The 13,163-nt window shown below is 69.8% G+C and carries 14 protein-coding genes; 8 read left to right on the top strand and 6 right to left on the bottom strand.

All coding sequences use genetic code 11. The features are described from left to right. Positions 1–2: 2 nt before the first annotated feature. The 5 genes from AC1DSA_RS17780 to AC1DSA_RS17760 all read left to right on the top strand — a co-directional run bounded on the left by AC1DSA_RS17780 (position 3) and on the right by AC1DSA_RS17760 (position 4,326). Positions 3–896, top strand: coding sequence for an MBL fold metallo-hydrolase (locus tag AC1DSA_RS17780; RefSeq protein WP_477891564.1), 894 nt, complete (start codon positions 3–5; stop codon positions 894–896). 714 nt (positions 897–1,610) lie between these two features. Beyond that, complete coding sequence (locus AC1DSA_RS17775; protein WP_477891562.1) at positions 1,611–2,081, top strand: Spy/CpxP family protein refolding chaperone; 471 nt, start codon at positions 1,611–1,613, stop codon at positions 2,079–2,081. Beyond that, positions 2,059–2,355, top strand: coding sequence for a hypothetical protein (locus tag AC1DSA_RS17770; RefSeq protein WP_477891560.1), 297 nt, complete (start codon positions 2,059–2,061; stop codon positions 2,353–2,355). The genes AC1DSA_RS17775 and AC1DSA_RS17770 overlap by 23 nt, the downstream gene beginning before the upstream one ends. After that, positions 2,337–3,017, top strand: coding sequence for a response regulator transcription factor (locus AC1DSA_RS17765; RefSeq protein ID WP_477891558.1), 681 nt, complete (start codon positions 2,337–2,339; stop codon positions 3,015–3,017). The genes AC1DSA_RS17770 and AC1DSA_RS17765 overlap by 19 nt, the downstream gene beginning before the upstream one ends. Beyond that, on the top strand, positions 3,010–4,326 hold the full coding sequence (locus AC1DSA_RS17760; protein WP_477891556.1) for a sensor histidine kinase: 1,317 nt from the start codon (positions 3,010–3,012) through the stop codon (positions 4,324–4,326). The genes AC1DSA_RS17765 and AC1DSA_RS17760 overlap by 8 nt, the downstream gene beginning before the upstream one ends. On the opposite strand, the gene AC1DSA_RS17755 is transcribed toward AC1DSA_RS17760, so the two are convergent. Genes AC1DSA_RS17755 through AC1DSA_RS17740 form a run of 4 tightly spaced genes read right to left on the bottom strand, consistent with a single transcriptional unit; the run spans position 4,313 to position 8,505 of the window. Further along, positions 4,313–5,278 carry a Bug family tripartite tricarboxylate transporter substrate binding protein gene (locus tag AC1DSA_RS17755; protein WP_477891554.1) on the bottom strand — a complete coding sequence of 322 codons (966 nt, stop codon included), beginning with the start codon at positions 5,276–5,278 and terminating at the stop codon, positions 4,313–4,315. The genes AC1DSA_RS17760 and AC1DSA_RS17755 overlap by 14 nt on opposite strands. A 4-nt stretch (positions 5,279–5,282) precedes the next feature. Then, a complete protein-coding gene (locus AC1DSA_RS17750) occupies positions 5,283–6,305 on the bottom strand; it encodes a Bug family tripartite tricarboxylate transporter substrate binding protein (RefSeq protein WP_477891552.1) in 1,023 nt (340 codons plus the stop codon). Between the two features lie 29 nt (positions 6,306–6,334). Continuing rightward, positions 6,335–7,288: a 2-hydroxyacid dehydrogenase gene (locus tag AC1DSA_RS17745; protein WP_477891550.1), complete on the bottom strand. Its 954-nt coding sequence runs from the start codon at positions 7,286–7,288 to the stop codon at positions 6,335–6,337. 8 nt (positions 7,289–7,296) lie between these two features. Next, the gene (locus tag AC1DSA_RS17740; protein WP_477891548.1) at positions 7,297–8,505 is read right to left on the bottom strand and encodes a mandelate racemase/muconate lactonizing enzyme family protein; all 1,209 of its coding nucleotides are present in this window, start codon (positions 8,503–8,505) and stop codon (positions 7,297–7,299) included. A gap of 78 nt (positions 8,506–8,583) precedes the next feature. On the opposite strand from AC1DSA_RS17740, the gene AC1DSA_RS17735 reads away from it, so the two are divergent. Then, entirely contained in the window at positions 8,584–9,267 is a 684-nt protein-coding gene (locus tag AC1DSA_RS17735; RefSeq protein ID WP_477891546.1) for a FadR/GntR family transcriptional regulator, read from the top strand. Between the two features lie 153 nt (positions 9,268–9,420). Here the strand turns inward: AC1DSA_RS17735 and bktB are convergent, their stop codons facing one another. Beyond that, positions 9,421–10,605, bottom strand: coding sequence for a beta-ketothiolase BktB (bktB, locus tag AC1DSA_RS17730; RefSeq protein ID WP_477891544.1), 1,185 nt, complete (start codon positions 10,603–10,605; stop codon positions 9,421–9,423). A gap of 164 nt (positions 10,606–10,769) precedes the next feature. Here bktB and AC1DSA_RS17725 point away from each other — a divergent pair, with 164 nt between their 5' ends. Both AC1DSA_RS17725 and AC1DSA_RS17720 read left to right on the top strand, forming a co-directional pair. Further along, positions 10,770–11,216: an SgcJ/EcaC family oxidoreductase gene (locus tag AC1DSA_RS17725; RefSeq protein WP_477891542.1), complete on the top strand. Its 447-nt coding sequence runs from the start codon at positions 10,770–10,772 to the stop codon at positions 11,214–11,216. Between the two features lie 41 nt (positions 11,217–11,257). Further along, a complete protein-coding gene (locus AC1DSA_RS17720; RefSeq protein WP_477891540.1) occupies positions 11,258–11,959 on the top strand; it encodes an alpha/beta hydrolase family protein in 702 nt (233 codons plus the stop codon). A gap of 176 nt (positions 11,960–12,135) precedes the next feature. On the opposite strand, the gene AC1DSA_RS17715 is transcribed toward AC1DSA_RS17720, so the two are convergent. Next, on the bottom strand, positions 12,136–12,411 hold the full coding sequence (locus AC1DSA_RS17715) for a DUF2277 domain-containing protein (protein WP_477891538.1): 276 nt from the start codon (positions 12,409–12,411) through the stop codon (positions 12,136–12,138). Between the last annotated feature and the right edge of the window lie 752 nt (positions 12,412–13,163).

Here is a 13,163-nt window from a genome sequence, read left to right as displayed (position 1 = left end):
GCATGCAAACGTTCCGATCCATGGCCCTGTGGTTGGCTCCCGTCGCGATGACGCTGGGCGTGGTCGCCACCGATGCCGCAGCGCAGGCGCCCACGGCGCCCCTGACCTTGCAGGTCTACAACGCGGACGCCAACAGCTTCCACGTCAACGCGGTGTTGGTCGCGGGGCGCACGGATGCCGTGCTGCTTGACACCGGCTTCACCCGCGCCGATGCGATGCGCATCGCGGCCATGGTGCTGGACAGCAAGAAGACGCTCAAGACGATCTTCATCAGCCAGGCCGACCCCGACTACTACTTCGGGACCCAGGTGCTGCAGCAGGTCTTTCCGGGGGCAAAGATCGTCACCACCGCGCCCACGCTCAAGAAGATGCAGGCCACGCTGGCCACCAAGCTGCAGGTGTGGGGACCGCGCATGGGCCCCAACGCACCCGTGAACGTGCCGATGCCCGAAGTGCTGGCGGGCAACGTCATCACGCTGGAAGGACAGGCGCTGGAAGTGCGCGGCCTCGAGGACGGCCTGCCGCATCGCAGCTACGTGTGGATCCCTTCGCTGAAGGCGGTCGTCGGCGGCGTCAACGTGTTCGGCGGACTGCACCTGTGGACCGCCGACACGCAAAGCGTGCAGGAGCGCGCGGAGTGGGCGAAGAAGCTGTCGTTGATGGCGGCGCTGCAGCCGGTGGTCGTGATCCCCGGTCACAGCGCGCCCGGTGCCCGGCAGGACGTGTCGCAGATCACGTGGAGCCAGGCCTACCTGGCGCGCTACGAGCAGGAGCTGCCGAAGGCCACCGACAGCGGCGCCCTGGTCGGCGCCATGAAGCAGGCCTATCCGGACGCCGGCCTGGGCATCGCGCTGGACATCGGCGCCAAGGTGAACAAGGGCGAGATGAAGTGGTAGGCCGGGCACGGGCAGCGGCCAGATCTTCCCGCAGGTCGTCAACGCTCTCCAGTCCGATGGCGAAGCGCAGGAGATGTCCAGGGTAGCTTTGCCTGCCGCTGCGGATACTTGCCATGTCATAGGGCATCACCAGACTCATGGGGCCACCCCAGAAGGCCGATCCCGAGCAACTGCAGACGGTCGCAGAAGGCATGCCTCCGCCGGCACTCCCCCGTGGCGCTGATGTACACCCATCAGGGGCAGGACGTGACCAGAATCACTTTCTGACGGGGTCCTGGACAGCGGCACCGGGCAGGGCAGACTGCACATCGACAGGCGGGCTCGTGCCGGCGGGAGCACCGGGGCCCCAGATACGAACCGCGCAGCAGGACTCCATTCGAAAAGTGGTCAGGCGAGCCTGCCACGGACCCAAAACCGAGTTCACCTGCTGCCGGTCTGACCTGTGGTGAGCATCTGCAATGGCACGTCTGGGGTGACGTTGGGGAGAGGTGGCGCCGTCGGTCTAGTGATGCCCGAGGCATTGCCGGCGGTCACCGTGCCGTTTTCCTTTGGCGAACACCGGCTTGAGCTGGGACATGTCCTCCGCCTTGCAGGCGGCACGGGCATGCAAGCGCCCTTCGCCGAAACAAAACGAAATGAACCGCGACAGCCGCGAGAAGCACGCCCCGCTTTGCACCGGCACGATGTCCTCCTCACCACCGGAGGACCCACCCGATGCGAACCTGGATCAAGCGAACCTTCATCGGCGTTTTCGGCGCCACCCTGGCCCTGGGGCTCACGGCCTGCGGCCACCGCTACGCGCACGAGCGCTACGCCAACATGAGCCCCGAGGAGAAGACGCAAGTCCGAAACCGCGCAGTGGACCGCGTCGCGTCGCGGCTGGACCTGAACGCGGAGCAGAAGGCGCGGCTGGAAGCGCTGGCCGCCAAACTGCAGCAGCAGGGTGCGGCGCTGCGCGGCACCGGCGATCCGCGCGCCGAGGTGCGGGCGCTCGTGGCCGGCGAGAAGTTCGACCGAACCAGGGCGCAGGCGCTGGTCGGAGAAAAGATGGCGGCCGTCAACGCCGGCAGCCCCGAGGTGATTGCCGCCTTCGGCGATTTCTACGACAGCCTGTCGCCAGGGCAGCAGGCGAAGGTGCGTGACTTCATGGATCGCCGTCGCCATGGCTGGTGGCACCGCGGCTGACCCGGCGCAGGCCCTGCGCGGCTGGATCGTCGCGATCGGCGCGGTCAGCGACGACCCGGCCAGCGAAGTGCTGGCGCTCGTGTGGGGGCCGCGCTTCGACCGCGTGCACGCGCTGTCCCTGATGGCCCGGCTGCCGTGGGCCGACGGTGCCTGGCTGCACGCGCTGCATGCCTTCGGCGAGCGCTTCGACGCGCTGCCGCCGCCTGCGCAGCGCACGCTGCGGCGGCAATTGCTGCGCATCGCCGACAATGCCGCATGCAGCGCATCCTGCTGATCGACGACGATGCCCGGATGGGCGAGCCGCTCGCGGCCTACTTCCGGCGCTTCGACCTCGACCTGCAGCAGGCCACGCGTCCAAGCGAAGGCCTGGCGCTGCTGCGGCGGGGTGGCTTCGATGCGGTGATCCTCGACGTGATGCTGCCGGAGCAGGATGGCTTTGCGGTGTGCCGCGCGATCCGCGCCGAGAGCGATGTTCCCGTGGTCATGCTCACGGCGCGCGGCGAGGTGACGGACCGCGTGGTGGGGCTGGAACTGGGCGCCGACGACTACCTGCCCAAGCCCTTCGATCCGCGCGAGCTGGTCGCGCGGATCACCACCGTGCTCAGGCGCCGGCGGACCGCCGCGCCGGACGCGCTGCTGCGCTTCGACGGCCTCGCGATCGACCCGGTCACGCGCAGCGTCGAGCGGCAAGGTGCGCCGGTGGAGCTGACCGGCACCGAGTTCGAGCTGCTGCTGCTGCTCGCCCGCGAGCCGGGCCGCGTGTTCAGCCGCGACGACATCCTCAACCAGCTGCGCGGCCACGAGGCCGAGCTGGCCACGCGCGCCGTCGACATCGTCGTCAGCCGTCTGCGCCGCAAGCTGGAGCCGCTGCCCGCGATCAAGACGCTGCGCAACGCGGGCTACGCGCTGGCGCTGCGGCCGCACGGCCATGGCTAGGCGCTGGCACCAGCGCGCGCGGCGGCACCTGCGCCATTCGCTGAAGGCGCGGCTGGTCGCGCTGTTCCTGGTGCTCGCCATCGCGCTCAGCGGCGCCTTCCTCTTCGGCATGCAGAAGGCGCTGGGCATCGGCTGGCGCGACGCGGCCCGGCCGCTCGTGACCGACTACGTGGACCGGCTCGCCGCGGAGATCGGGTCGCCGCCGGACGTGGAACGCGCCCGCGCCCTGACGCAGCGGCTGCCCATCACCGTGCGCATCCGCGGCCCGCAGGTGAACTGGGACAGCCATCCGGCGGACGAAGGCGCGCGGCACTGGCGCATGCCGGAGCACGGGTCCGGCGAGGGCGAGCTGCTGGCGCGTGCCAGCGCCGACGGGCACCGCATCGCCTTCGGCCTGCAGGTGCAGCCCTGGCGCGACCGGCCGCGCCAGTGGGGCTGGGTCACGCTGCTCGTGCTGCTGCTGCTCACCCTGGTGGCCTACAAGTTCGTGCGGCAGCTGCTGCGGCCGCTGGACGACATCCGCGCCGGGGCACAGCGCTTCGGGCGCGGCCAGTTCGACGAGCCGATCCCGGTACGCCGGCAGGACGAGCTGGGCGAGCTGGCCGGCGACGTGAACACGATGGCGCGCAGCATCCACCAGATGCTGGAAGCCAAGCGCGCGCTGCTGCTCGCCATCAGCCACGAGCTGCGCAGCCCCATCACGCGGGCCCGCTTGCACGTGGAGCTGTTGCCGGAGCAGGGCGCTCAGGCGCCGCGCCGCGAAGCGCTGCTGCGGGACCTGCAGGAGATGGCGGACCTGGTGACGGAGCTGCTGGAAAGCGAGCGCCTGGGGCAGGGCCATGCCGCGCTGCAGCGCGAGGCGACCGACCTCGGCGAGCTGGTGCGCGAGGCATGCCGCGGCACGCCGGCGGAAACGGACATCGAAGCGGGCCTGCCGCTGCTGTCCGTGGACCGCACACGCATGCGCCTGCTGCTGCGCAACCTGCTGGACAACGCGGTGCGCCATGGCCAGGGAGCGCAGGCCCCGCTGGTGCGGCTGGCGCGGGAAGGGGCCGGCCGCCTGGTCCTGTCCGTGCGCGACCACGGGCCCGGCGTGGAGGAGGCGGTGCTGCCGCAACTGGCGGAACCCTTCTACCGGACCGACAGCTCGCGCGAGCGCGCCACCGGCGGCGTGGGGCTGGGCTTGTACCTGTGCCGGCTGATCGCGCAGGCGCATGGCGCCGCGTTCTCGGTGCGCAATGCGAAGCCGGGGTTGGAGGTGCGGGTGGAGTTTCGGGAGCCAGGCGACGCCCAGCTCAATCCGCCGTGATCTTCCGGCTCTCGATCAGCTTCTTCCAGCGCAGGTTCTCGCGCGCCTGGAACTCGGTGAATTCGGCCGGCGCGTTGCCCACCACTTCCATGCCCTGGTCGGTGAACTGCTTGGCCACCGCCGGATCGCGCACGGCCGCGATCGCCGCGGCGGCGAGCTTGTCCTTGACCGCCGGCGGCAGCCCCTTGGGCGCGGCCAGCCCCTGCCAGGAATAGACCTCGGCGCCCTGCACGCCGGCCTCGGCCAGGGTCGGCACGTTGGGCAGCACCGGCGAACGCTTGCTGCCCGTGACTGCGATGGCGTGCAGCTTGCCGGCGCGGATGTGCTGCAGCACCGCGTTGACGTTGGGGAAGGAGTAGTCCACCTGGCCGCCCAGCAGGTCGTTGATGGCCGGCGCGCCGCCCTTGTAGGGAACGTGCAGGCCCTCGGTGCCGCTCTGCTGCCAGAACATCTCGGCCGAGAGATGGTCCGAGGCGCCATTGCCGGAACTGGCGAACGGCACCTTGCCCGGGTTCGCCTTCAGCTCCGCGATCACTTCCGCCACCGTGCGGGCCTTCTTGTTCGCGCCGGCGACCAGCACATTGGGCGCCTGCACGGGGATGGTGATGTAGTCGAAGTCGCGGCCGGCGTCGTAGCCGACGCTTTTCTGCAGGTGCGGCGCGATCACGTAGGTCGCCAGCGAGGACACCATCAGCGTGTAGCCGTCCGGCGCCGCGCGCTTGACCTGGGCGGCGCCGATCGCACCGGTGGCGCCCGGGCGGTTGTCCACCACGAAGGATTGGCCCAGCCTCTGCGTGAGCTGCTGCGCCAGCGCGCGCGCCACCGCATCGGTGGAGCCGCCCGCGGGGAAAGGCACGACGATGGTCACCGGTTTGACGGGCCACGCGGTCTGGGCCCCGCATGCGAAGGCAGCGCCCAACGCCAGTGCGGCCAAGAGCCTGTTGAAGGTCATGCGTTCACTCCGCCTTGATGTTGTTGTCCTTGACCACCTTGGCCCAGCGCACGGTTTCGGTCTGCATCCACTCGGCCATCTGCTGACGGCTCATGTCCGAGGGTTCGGAGCCCAATTCCTGCAGGCGCTTGGCAACGTCCGGGCGTGCAACGATGCGCTGAACGGCCGACTGCAGTTTGTCCAGCACGGCAGGAGGCGTTCCCGCGGGCGCCAGCAGGCCCTGCCAGGAGCCCGTCACGAATCCCGGAATCTGCGACGCCACCGTCGGCATGCCGGGCGTGGCGGCAAACGGCTTGGCGCTGGTCACGGCGATCGCCTTGATCTTGCCGCCCTGCACCAGGGCGTTGGTGGCCAGCACACTGGCCATGGCGGAGTCGATCTGGCCGCCAGCGAGGTCGGCCAGCGCCTGGGCGCCGCCCTTGTAGCCGATCACATTCAACGCGATGCCCCGGTCCTGTGCCAGCAGGATGCCCGCCAGCTGGCTGATGGAGGCCAGCGGCGTCCCGAAGCTGATCGGCTTGCCGGATTTCTTGGCGTAGGCGGCCAACTCGTCAATGTTCTTCACTGGAAGGTCATTGCGGACCACCAGCAGGTGCGGCGAGTACGCCGGCATGGTGATGGGCGTCAATTCCTTGAGCGGGCTGTAGCTCAGGTTCGGCGTGACGCTGGGGCCGATGGTCAGGTTGCTCATGTCCAGCAGCAGCAGGCTGTAGCCATCCGGCGCCGACTTGGCAACGAAAGCTGCACCGATGTGGCCGTTGCCACCGGCCTTGTTCTCGACGATGACGGGTTGCTTGAGCGCTTCGGCGAGTTCCTTGGCCAGCAGGCGGCCCAGGATGTCGGAGGTTCCCCCCGCAGGGTTGGGCACGACGATGCGGATCATCTTGCTGGGATAGTTGCCGGCGTCCTGCGCCAGGGCCGGCAGCGTGGCGCCAGCCAGCAGTGCCGTGACTCCCAGGCCCACGGTAACGGCGAGCGCGCGGCGGCGACGAGACAGTGTGAACAGGCGGGCGTTGCAGGGTTGCATGGTGGTCTCCGGTGGTTCGGTGGATGCGCTCAGGGCGCCTGGAAAATCACGTTGTCGAGTGGCTCGCCGCGCTGCAGGCGCTCGATGTTGCGGGCCATGAAGGCGTAGCGGCGCGCCAGCAGGCCATGGGTCCAGCCCGAGATGTGCGGCGTGCAGCGCGCATTGGGCAGCGTGTGGAAGGGCAGCGCCGAGGGCGCAAGCTCGGCGTGCCCGGCGGCCGGATAGTGGTACCAGACGTCGAGCACCGCGCGGCCGATGCGCCCTTCGCGCAGGGCGTCGAACAGGGGCTGTTCCTGCACCAGGGGCGCGCGGCCGACATTGACCAGGAGCGCGGTGCGCTTCATGGCGCCGAGTTCGCGCGCACCGATCATTCCGCGGGTCTGGTCGTTGAGCGGGCAGCACAGGACCAGCACGTCGACGTCGGGCAGCAGGGCGACCAGGTCGGCCACTGCATGGACGGCGTCCGCGCCCTCCGCGGGTTCGGCGCGCCGCGTCACCGCCGTCACGTGCAACCCCAGCGCGCGCAGGCGCGCGGCGGTGGCGCGGCCGATGGCGCCGAAGCCGACGATTGCGGCGCGGCGGCCCTGGGCCTCGTCGTGGAAAGGCCGCTCGAGGTAGGCGCGCGGCCAGTGCGCGGCGTCCAGCGGCACGGGCGGCGCATCGCCGAAGATGGCTTGGTCCAGCACCGCGTGGCAGACGAACTCCGCGATGGGGATCTCGTGCTCGTAGACGTTGCACACGCGGCAGTCCGGGGGCACAGCGGCGAGCGCGATGGCGTCCATGCCGGCGCCAGGTGCCTGCAGCAGGCGGCATTGCAGGCGCGCGGCCTCCTGCGGGCTCAGGCGCGTGGTGACGAGCACATCGGTCGCTATAGGTCCGTCCGCGGGCAGCGCGGCGACACCCGTCACGCTGTATGCGTCGCCCAGCAGGCGCTGCAGCAAGGGCACGTGAGGTACGTGCTGGCCGACGATGGTGACCTGCATGACGGGCCTCACCGCGCCTTGCCGCTGACGCGCACCGTGGCGTCCGCGCGGGTGCGCACCGCGGGCTGCAGCTGCGTGCCCAGGCCGGCGCCCTGCGGTGCCAGCACCATGCCGTCACGGATGACCGGCAGCTCGGTGACGAGGTCGCGGTACCAGGTGCTGAGCGTCGCCCGCACCACCTCCTGGAAGATGGCGGTCGGCGCGTGCAGCGCCAGGTGAAGGCCCGCGATCAGCGCCACCGGGCCGGTGCAGTCGTGCGGCGCGAGCGGCCTGGCGTAGGCCTCGGCGAGCGCGGCGATCTTGCGCCCCTCCGTGAGGCCGCCGCACCAGGCCAGATCGAGCATCACCATGTCGAGCGCGTCGGCGGCCAGGAGGTCGCGGAAAGGCACCGTGCCGGCCAGCGTCTCGCTGCCGCAGATGGGCGTGCGCGTCTGCCGGCGCAGGTCGGCCAGCGCGCGCGCATCGTCCATCTTGTTGATCGGGTCCTCGGCCCAGAAAACGCCCACGTCCTCCAGCGCGCGGCAGATGCGCGCGGCGGCATGGCTGCTCCAGAGGCTGTGCAATTCCGCCATCACCTCGATGCGGTCGCCCACGGCCTTGCGCACCTTGATGAAGGGCTCCAGCCCCGCCTTCAGGTCGGTGAGCGAGATCATGTGGCCCCCGGTGGCGGCAGCGTAATCGTCGAAGGGCCAGATCTTCATCGCGCCGTAGCCCTCCGACAGCAGGCTCTCGGCCAGCGCACCGGCGTCGCGCATGAAGGCGACTTGGTCATCGTAGGGACCCACGGCGGCGTCGGCGCCGCCTATGGAGCGGCGCACGCCGCCGGCGGTGTTGTAGGCATAGCCGGCGCAGGTGTTGTAGGCGCGGATGCGGTCCCGCATGCCGCCACCCAGCGCCACGTACACCGGCTCGCCCTGGCGCTGGCCGGCCAGGTCCCACAGCGCGATGTCGACGGCACTGGCCGCCCGCACTTCGGCGCCGGCGCTGTGGAAGCCGAGGTAGGGCGTCAGCAGGTGGCGCGAGGCCGCTTCGATGTGCCGGGCATCGCGCCCGACCAGGAAGGGCGCGACCTGTTCGTGCAGCACCGCTTCGACGGCCTGGGCGCCGCGGAAGGATTCGCCGAGGCCGGTGCGCCCGTCGTCGGTCTCGATCTCGACCCAGATGAGGTTGGGCCGTTCGGCGATGCGGATGGTGCGCAATGCGGTGACGAGTGACATGAGGCATTGTCCGGACCGCTTGGCAAACCTGTCAACGAAATGAGAAACTTGTCAAACAACTTGGTTTCGCCTGTCCCCATGACCACTTCCAGCCTCCCCGACCAGGTCTACGAGCAGATCGTCGCCTTCATCGCCCGCGACGGGCTTGCGCCGCAAAGCCGCCTGCCGAGCGAGAGCGCCCTGGGCGAGCGCTTCGGCGCCTCGCGGCCGGTGGTGCGGCAGGCGCTGGCGCGCCTGCGGGCCGAGGGCCGCGTCTATGCGCGCCAGGGCGCGGGCAACTTCGTCGGCGAGCCGGCGCCGCTATCCGGCGTCACCTTCGGTTCGTTGCAGAGCATCCCCGACATTCGCGCCCTGCTGGACTTCCGCGGCGTGCTGGAAGGCGAAACCGCGGCGCGCGCCGCGCTCTGCAAGGACAGGCACCTGCTGCACGCCATCACGGCCAAGCGGCGCCTGTTCGACGCCGCGCTGGGGCAGGGCAAGCCCGCCATCGACGAGGACATCGCGTTCCACCGCGCGATCGCGGAGGCCGGCGGCAACCGCTTCTTCGTGCTGACGATGGCTGCGTTGGAGGAGCAGTTCCGCTACGCCGTCAAGCTCGTGCGCGAGTTGTCGCCCCAGCAAAAGCAGGGCCGGGCCCGCGACGTCCGCGACGAGCACCGGGCGATCGACGAGGCCATCGCCGCGGGCGACCCGAAGGCGGCGCGGGCGGCGATGGACAGGCATTTGCGCGGCGGGGTGGCGCGGTTGTTCGGAGGCCGGTGACGTGAGTGGGGCAAGGGGGTAACGCAGGCCGGCATTCCCGTTCAGTGAGGCTTCCAGCGCATGGCTGGGACTCCAGCCGAATTGCGCATCTGCGGCCAGAACGAATTCGCGGGTTGCGGGAGGGAACTCCGAGACTTCGGAGCTCCCGTTCCGTCAGCTCCGCTCGAAGATCGCCGCAATCCCCTGCCCACCGCCGATGCACATCGTCACCAGCGCATAACGCCCGCCGATGCGATTGAGTTCGTGCAGCGCCTTCACCGTGATCAGCGCGCCGGTGGCGCCGATCGGGTGGCCCAGCGAGATGCCGGAGCCGTTGGGGTTGACCTTGGCCGGGTCGAGCTGCAGGTCCTTGAGCACCGCGCAGGCCTGCGCCGCGAAGGCCTCGTTGGCTTCGATCACGTCAAGGTCGCCGGCCTTCAGGTTCGCCCTTTCCAGCACCTTGCGCGTGGCCGGCACCGGGCCGATGCCCATGTACTTGGGGTCCACGCCGGCATGCGCCCAGGCCACCAGCCGCGCCAGGGGCTTCAGGCCGCGCTTCTCGGCGACGCTGCGCTCCATCAGCACCACGGCAGCGGCGGCGTCGTTGATGCCCGAGGCGTTCCCGGCCGTCACCGTGCCGTTCTCCTTGGCGAACACCGGCTTGAGCTTGGACATGTCCTCCGGCTTGCAGCCGGCACGGAAGTGCTCGTCCACCGTGAACAGGGTGTCGCCCTTGCGGGACTTCAGCGTGACGGGAACGATCTGGTCCTTGAAGTAGCCGGCCGCGGTCGCCCTTTCGGCGCGGTTGTGGCTCTCCACGGCCAGGCGGTCCTGGTCCTCGCGGCTGATGTTCCACTTGGTGGCGACGTTCTCGGCCGTCACGCCCATGTGGATGTTGTGGAAGGGGTCGTGCAGCGCGCCGACCATCATGTCGACCAGCTTGGCGTCGCCCATGCGCGCGCCCCAGCGCGCGGTGAGGTTCGCGTACGGCGCGCGGCTCATGTTCTCGGCGCCGCCGCCGATGGCGATGTCGGTGTCGCCCAGCAGGATGCTCTGCGCGGCCGAGATGATGGCTTGCAGGCCGGAGCCGCACAGGCGATTGACGTTGAAGGCGGGCGTGCCTTCGCCGCAGCCGCCGTTGATGGCGGCCACGCGCGACAGGTACATGTCCTTGGGCTCGGTGTTCACCACATGGCCGAACACCACGTGCCCGACGTCGGTGCCGGCAACCTGGCTGCGCGCCAGCGACTCGCGCACGACCAGCGCGCCGAGGTCGGTGGGGGGAATGTCCTTCAGGCTGCCGCCGAAGGTGCCGATGGCCGTGCGCACTGCGCTGACGGCGACGACTTCACGGGTCATGTGGGTCTCCTGGGTTCGAATGGTCCAGAACTCTATCTCCCTGACCCTTCCGAATCCCTTACGCCGTCAGCCGCCGGCGCCCTCAGGCAGCCAAGGCAACTCGACAGCCTCTTGACGCCGCCGCCTGGCGCAGTAGTCTCCGCCTGCTTCCCAGGAGATCCTCCATGCACACGCGACGCTCCCTTGTCCTTGCCGCAACTCTCGTCCTGGCAGGCTGCGCCACTCCGGCGCCCACTGGAGGCGAGGGCGACGTGATCGCCGCCGCCGAGGCCTGGAAGGCCGCCTACGACTCCCGCGACCCGGCCAGGATCGCCGGAACGTACGCGAAGGACGCAACGTTCTGGGGAACGACCATGAAGGGCATTGCCACCGATCCCGCCGCCGTTTTCGCCTACTTCAAGGACGCGGGGTCCAGGCCCAACGCGCGCGTGCGCTTCGACTCGCACAACGTGCGCGTGCTGGGCGACGTGGCGACCGACAGCGGCGGCTACACGTTCACGGACCAGCGTGACGGGGCCGCGGTGTCCAATCCGTCGCGCTACACCATGGTGTTCCAGCGGCGCGAGGGCAAGTGGGTTCTGGTGCACCATCACTCCTCGCGCATGCCCTGAGGCGCCGACACCAAGCGCTGCGAACTCGCACAGTGAGCCCCATGAAAACCGGTGCCACGCCCCTGCGCATCAGCCTCCCCACGGGCGCGTCGGTCTCGGCCGTGCTGCTGAAACCGGCGGCGGTGTCGTCGGTCTTCGTGTTCGGCCACGGCGCGGGCGCCGGCATGGACCATCCCTTCATGGCCAACCTGGCCGCGGCGCTGGGTGACCGCGACATCGCCACGCTGCGCTACCAGTTCCCCTTCATGGAGGCCGGCAGCAAGCGGCCGGACGCTCCCGCCACCGCGCAGATGGCCGTGCGGGCCGCCGTGGCCGAGGCGGCTACGCGCCTGCCTGGGCTGCCCCTTTACGCGGGCGGAAAGTCGTTCGGCGGCCGCATGACGTCGCAGGCGCAGGCGGCGCAGCCCCTCGATGGCGTGCGGGGCCTGGTGTTCGTCGGATTTCCGCTGCATCCGGCGGGCAAGCCGGGCACCCAGCGCGCTGCGCACCTTGCCGACGTGAAGGTGCCGATGCTGTTCCTGCAGGGAACGCGCGATGCCCTGGCCGACCTGGACCTGATCCGAACGACGACGTCGCAACTGGGTCGGCTCGCGACGCTGCATGTCGTGGAGGGGGCGGACCACGCGTTCCATGTCCTGGTGCGCTCGGGCCGCTCGGATGCGCAGGTGCTGGAGGAACTGGCCGCGACGACGGCCACGTGGATGGGGCGCCATCGCCAGGCGGACCCGAGACCCTGGGGTTAACGCCTAGGACCTTGACCTCATATCGGCGGACGCGGGTTCAGCACGTCCAGTACCTGCGCGGCCGCCTGCAACAGATGATGCAAACGAGCCGCAGGAAGCCCACCCGTTCCGGCTTCGATCAGCTGGTTCCCGCAGCGCGGTGACCACGCTTGCCGCCCCGATGGGGGCGGGTCGTTTCATCGCCTCTCGCCGAATCGCGCGACGGCACGCTCGCGCGCCCTGGCCGCCTCGGCCTCGCGCGTGCGGGGTTCGGCGCTGGTGACCAACGACTGGATCAAGGTCCGCGCCGACGCCGCAACCTCTTCCACCGCGCGCTCGAAAGCCGCTTCATTGGCCCTGGACGGGACATTGAAGCCACTGAGCTTGCGGACGAATTGCAGGGAGGCATCGCGGATTTCGAGCTCCGTCGCGGGCGGCTCGAAGTTGAAGAGGGTCTTGATGTTCCGGCACATGGATCTGCTCTCCGAATCTGCGGCTGATTCCATGGTACGCACCCAGGGGTGCATGCGTGAGAAAGGCGCAAGGCAGCCGGGGAGCCCGGCGGGGCTTCGACCGGTGCTTCGCCTCCGTTCGGCCGATGACAAGGCGACTTTTCGCGGTCACATCAGGGGGGAAGCATCCCGCTTAAGGGGCATTGGATGGGCCGAATTTTCCTGGTGGTTGCGCTGTTCGTCTCGGCCTGTGCCTCACCGACGCCCGGTGACCCTCCGGCGGACCGCGTTTCTTCACGACGCCGGGCAGCGCCAGTCCGCAATACTCGGAGGCGGTGGAAGCGATGGATGTGGTGGCAGTGAAGACGAAGTAGACCGGTACGCCCCTTGGGTCGCGCCGTCAAGGTCATGCGTCCGGCACGACCGCAGCGCCACCCCATTGCTGCAATACCGCTTCCCGGTCGGCGCCGGCCGATGGCGGGTGATGGTGGGCGCTGCGTGCCCCTGCCTCTCCCCAGAGGGGGGAGGGAGCCAGGCATCCATGGACAACTGCGGTGCTGGTTCATTGCACTTGCTCAATGCTTCCTCCAACAAGGGGGTCTTGCTCTCCTGCGTGAGGGTTCTCCCCGGGGCCGCGCCGTCCCTGCAGTCGCTAGATTCGCCGGGTTCCTGGGAGGGGATGTATGGCGTTGAAGTCGTGGGTCGCGGCAGGTCTTGCCGCTTGCCTCGTCGCGTGTGGCGGCGGTGGTGGTGGTGGTGGTGGCGGTACGGGT

Source organism: Ramlibacter sp. P4_H7 (assembly GCF_056400765.1).
The sequence above is the reverse complement of the archived record's forward strand: the minus strand, read 5'-3'. Positions and strand labels throughout refer to the sequence as shown.

Bases quoted from the DNA above. Each gene is read 5' to 3' on its own strand.
- AC1DSA_RS17755 (WP_477891554.1), bottom strand. From the start codon at position 5,278: ATGACCTTCAACAGGCTCTTGGCCGCACTGGCGTTGGGCGCTGCCTTC.
- AC1DSA_RS17735 (WP_477891546.1), top strand. From the start codon at position 8,584: ATGACCACTTCCAGCCTCCCCGACCAGGTCTACGAGCAGATCGTCGCC.
- AC1DSA_RS17740 (WP_477891548.1), bottom strand. From the start codon at position 8,505: ATGTCACTCGTCACCGCATTGCGCACCATCCGCATCGCCGAACGGCCC.
- AC1DSA_RS17770 (WP_477891560.1), top strand. From the start codon at position 2,059: ATGGCTGGTGGCACCGCGGCTGACCCGGCGCAGGCCCTGCGCGGCTGG.
- bktB (WP_477891544.1), bottom strand. From the start codon at position 10,605: ATGACCCGTGAAGTCGTCGCCGTCAGCGCAGTGCGCACGGCCATCGGC.
- AC1DSA_RS17765 (WP_477891558.1), top strand. From the start codon at position 2,337: ATGCAGCGCATCCTGCTGATCGACGACGATGCCCGGATGGGCGAGCCG.
- AC1DSA_RS17750 (WP_477891552.1), bottom strand. From the start codon at position 6,305: ATGCAACCCTGCAACGCCCGCCTGTTCACACTGTCTCGTCGCCGCCGC.
- AC1DSA_RS17715 (WP_477891538.1), bottom strand. From the start codon at position 12,411: ATGTGCCGGAACATCAAGACCCTCTTCAACTTCGAGCCGCCCGCGACG.
- AC1DSA_RS17745 (WP_477891550.1), bottom strand. From the start codon at position 7,288: ATGCAGGTCACCATCGTCGGCCAGCACGTACCTCACGTGCCCTTGCTG.
- AC1DSA_RS17725 (WP_477891542.1), top strand. From the start codon at position 10,770: ATGCACACGCGACGCTCCCTTGTCCTTGCCGCAACTCTCGTCCTGGCA.
- AC1DSA_RS17780 (WP_477891564.1), top strand. From the start codon at position 3: ATGCAAACGTTCCGATCCATGGCCCTGTGGTTGGCTCCCGTCGCGATG.
- AC1DSA_RS17775 (WP_477891562.1), top strand. From the start codon at position 1,611: ATGCGAACCTGGATCAAGCGAACCTTCATCGGCGTTTTCGGCGCCACC.
- AC1DSA_RS17760 (WP_477891556.1), top strand. From the start codon at position 3,010: ATGGCTAGGCGCTGGCACCAGCGCGCGCGGCGGCACCTGCGCCATTCG.
- AC1DSA_RS17720 (WP_477891540.1), top strand. From the start codon at position 11,258: ATGAAAACCGGTGCCACGCCCCTGCGCATCAGCCTCCCCACGGGCGCG.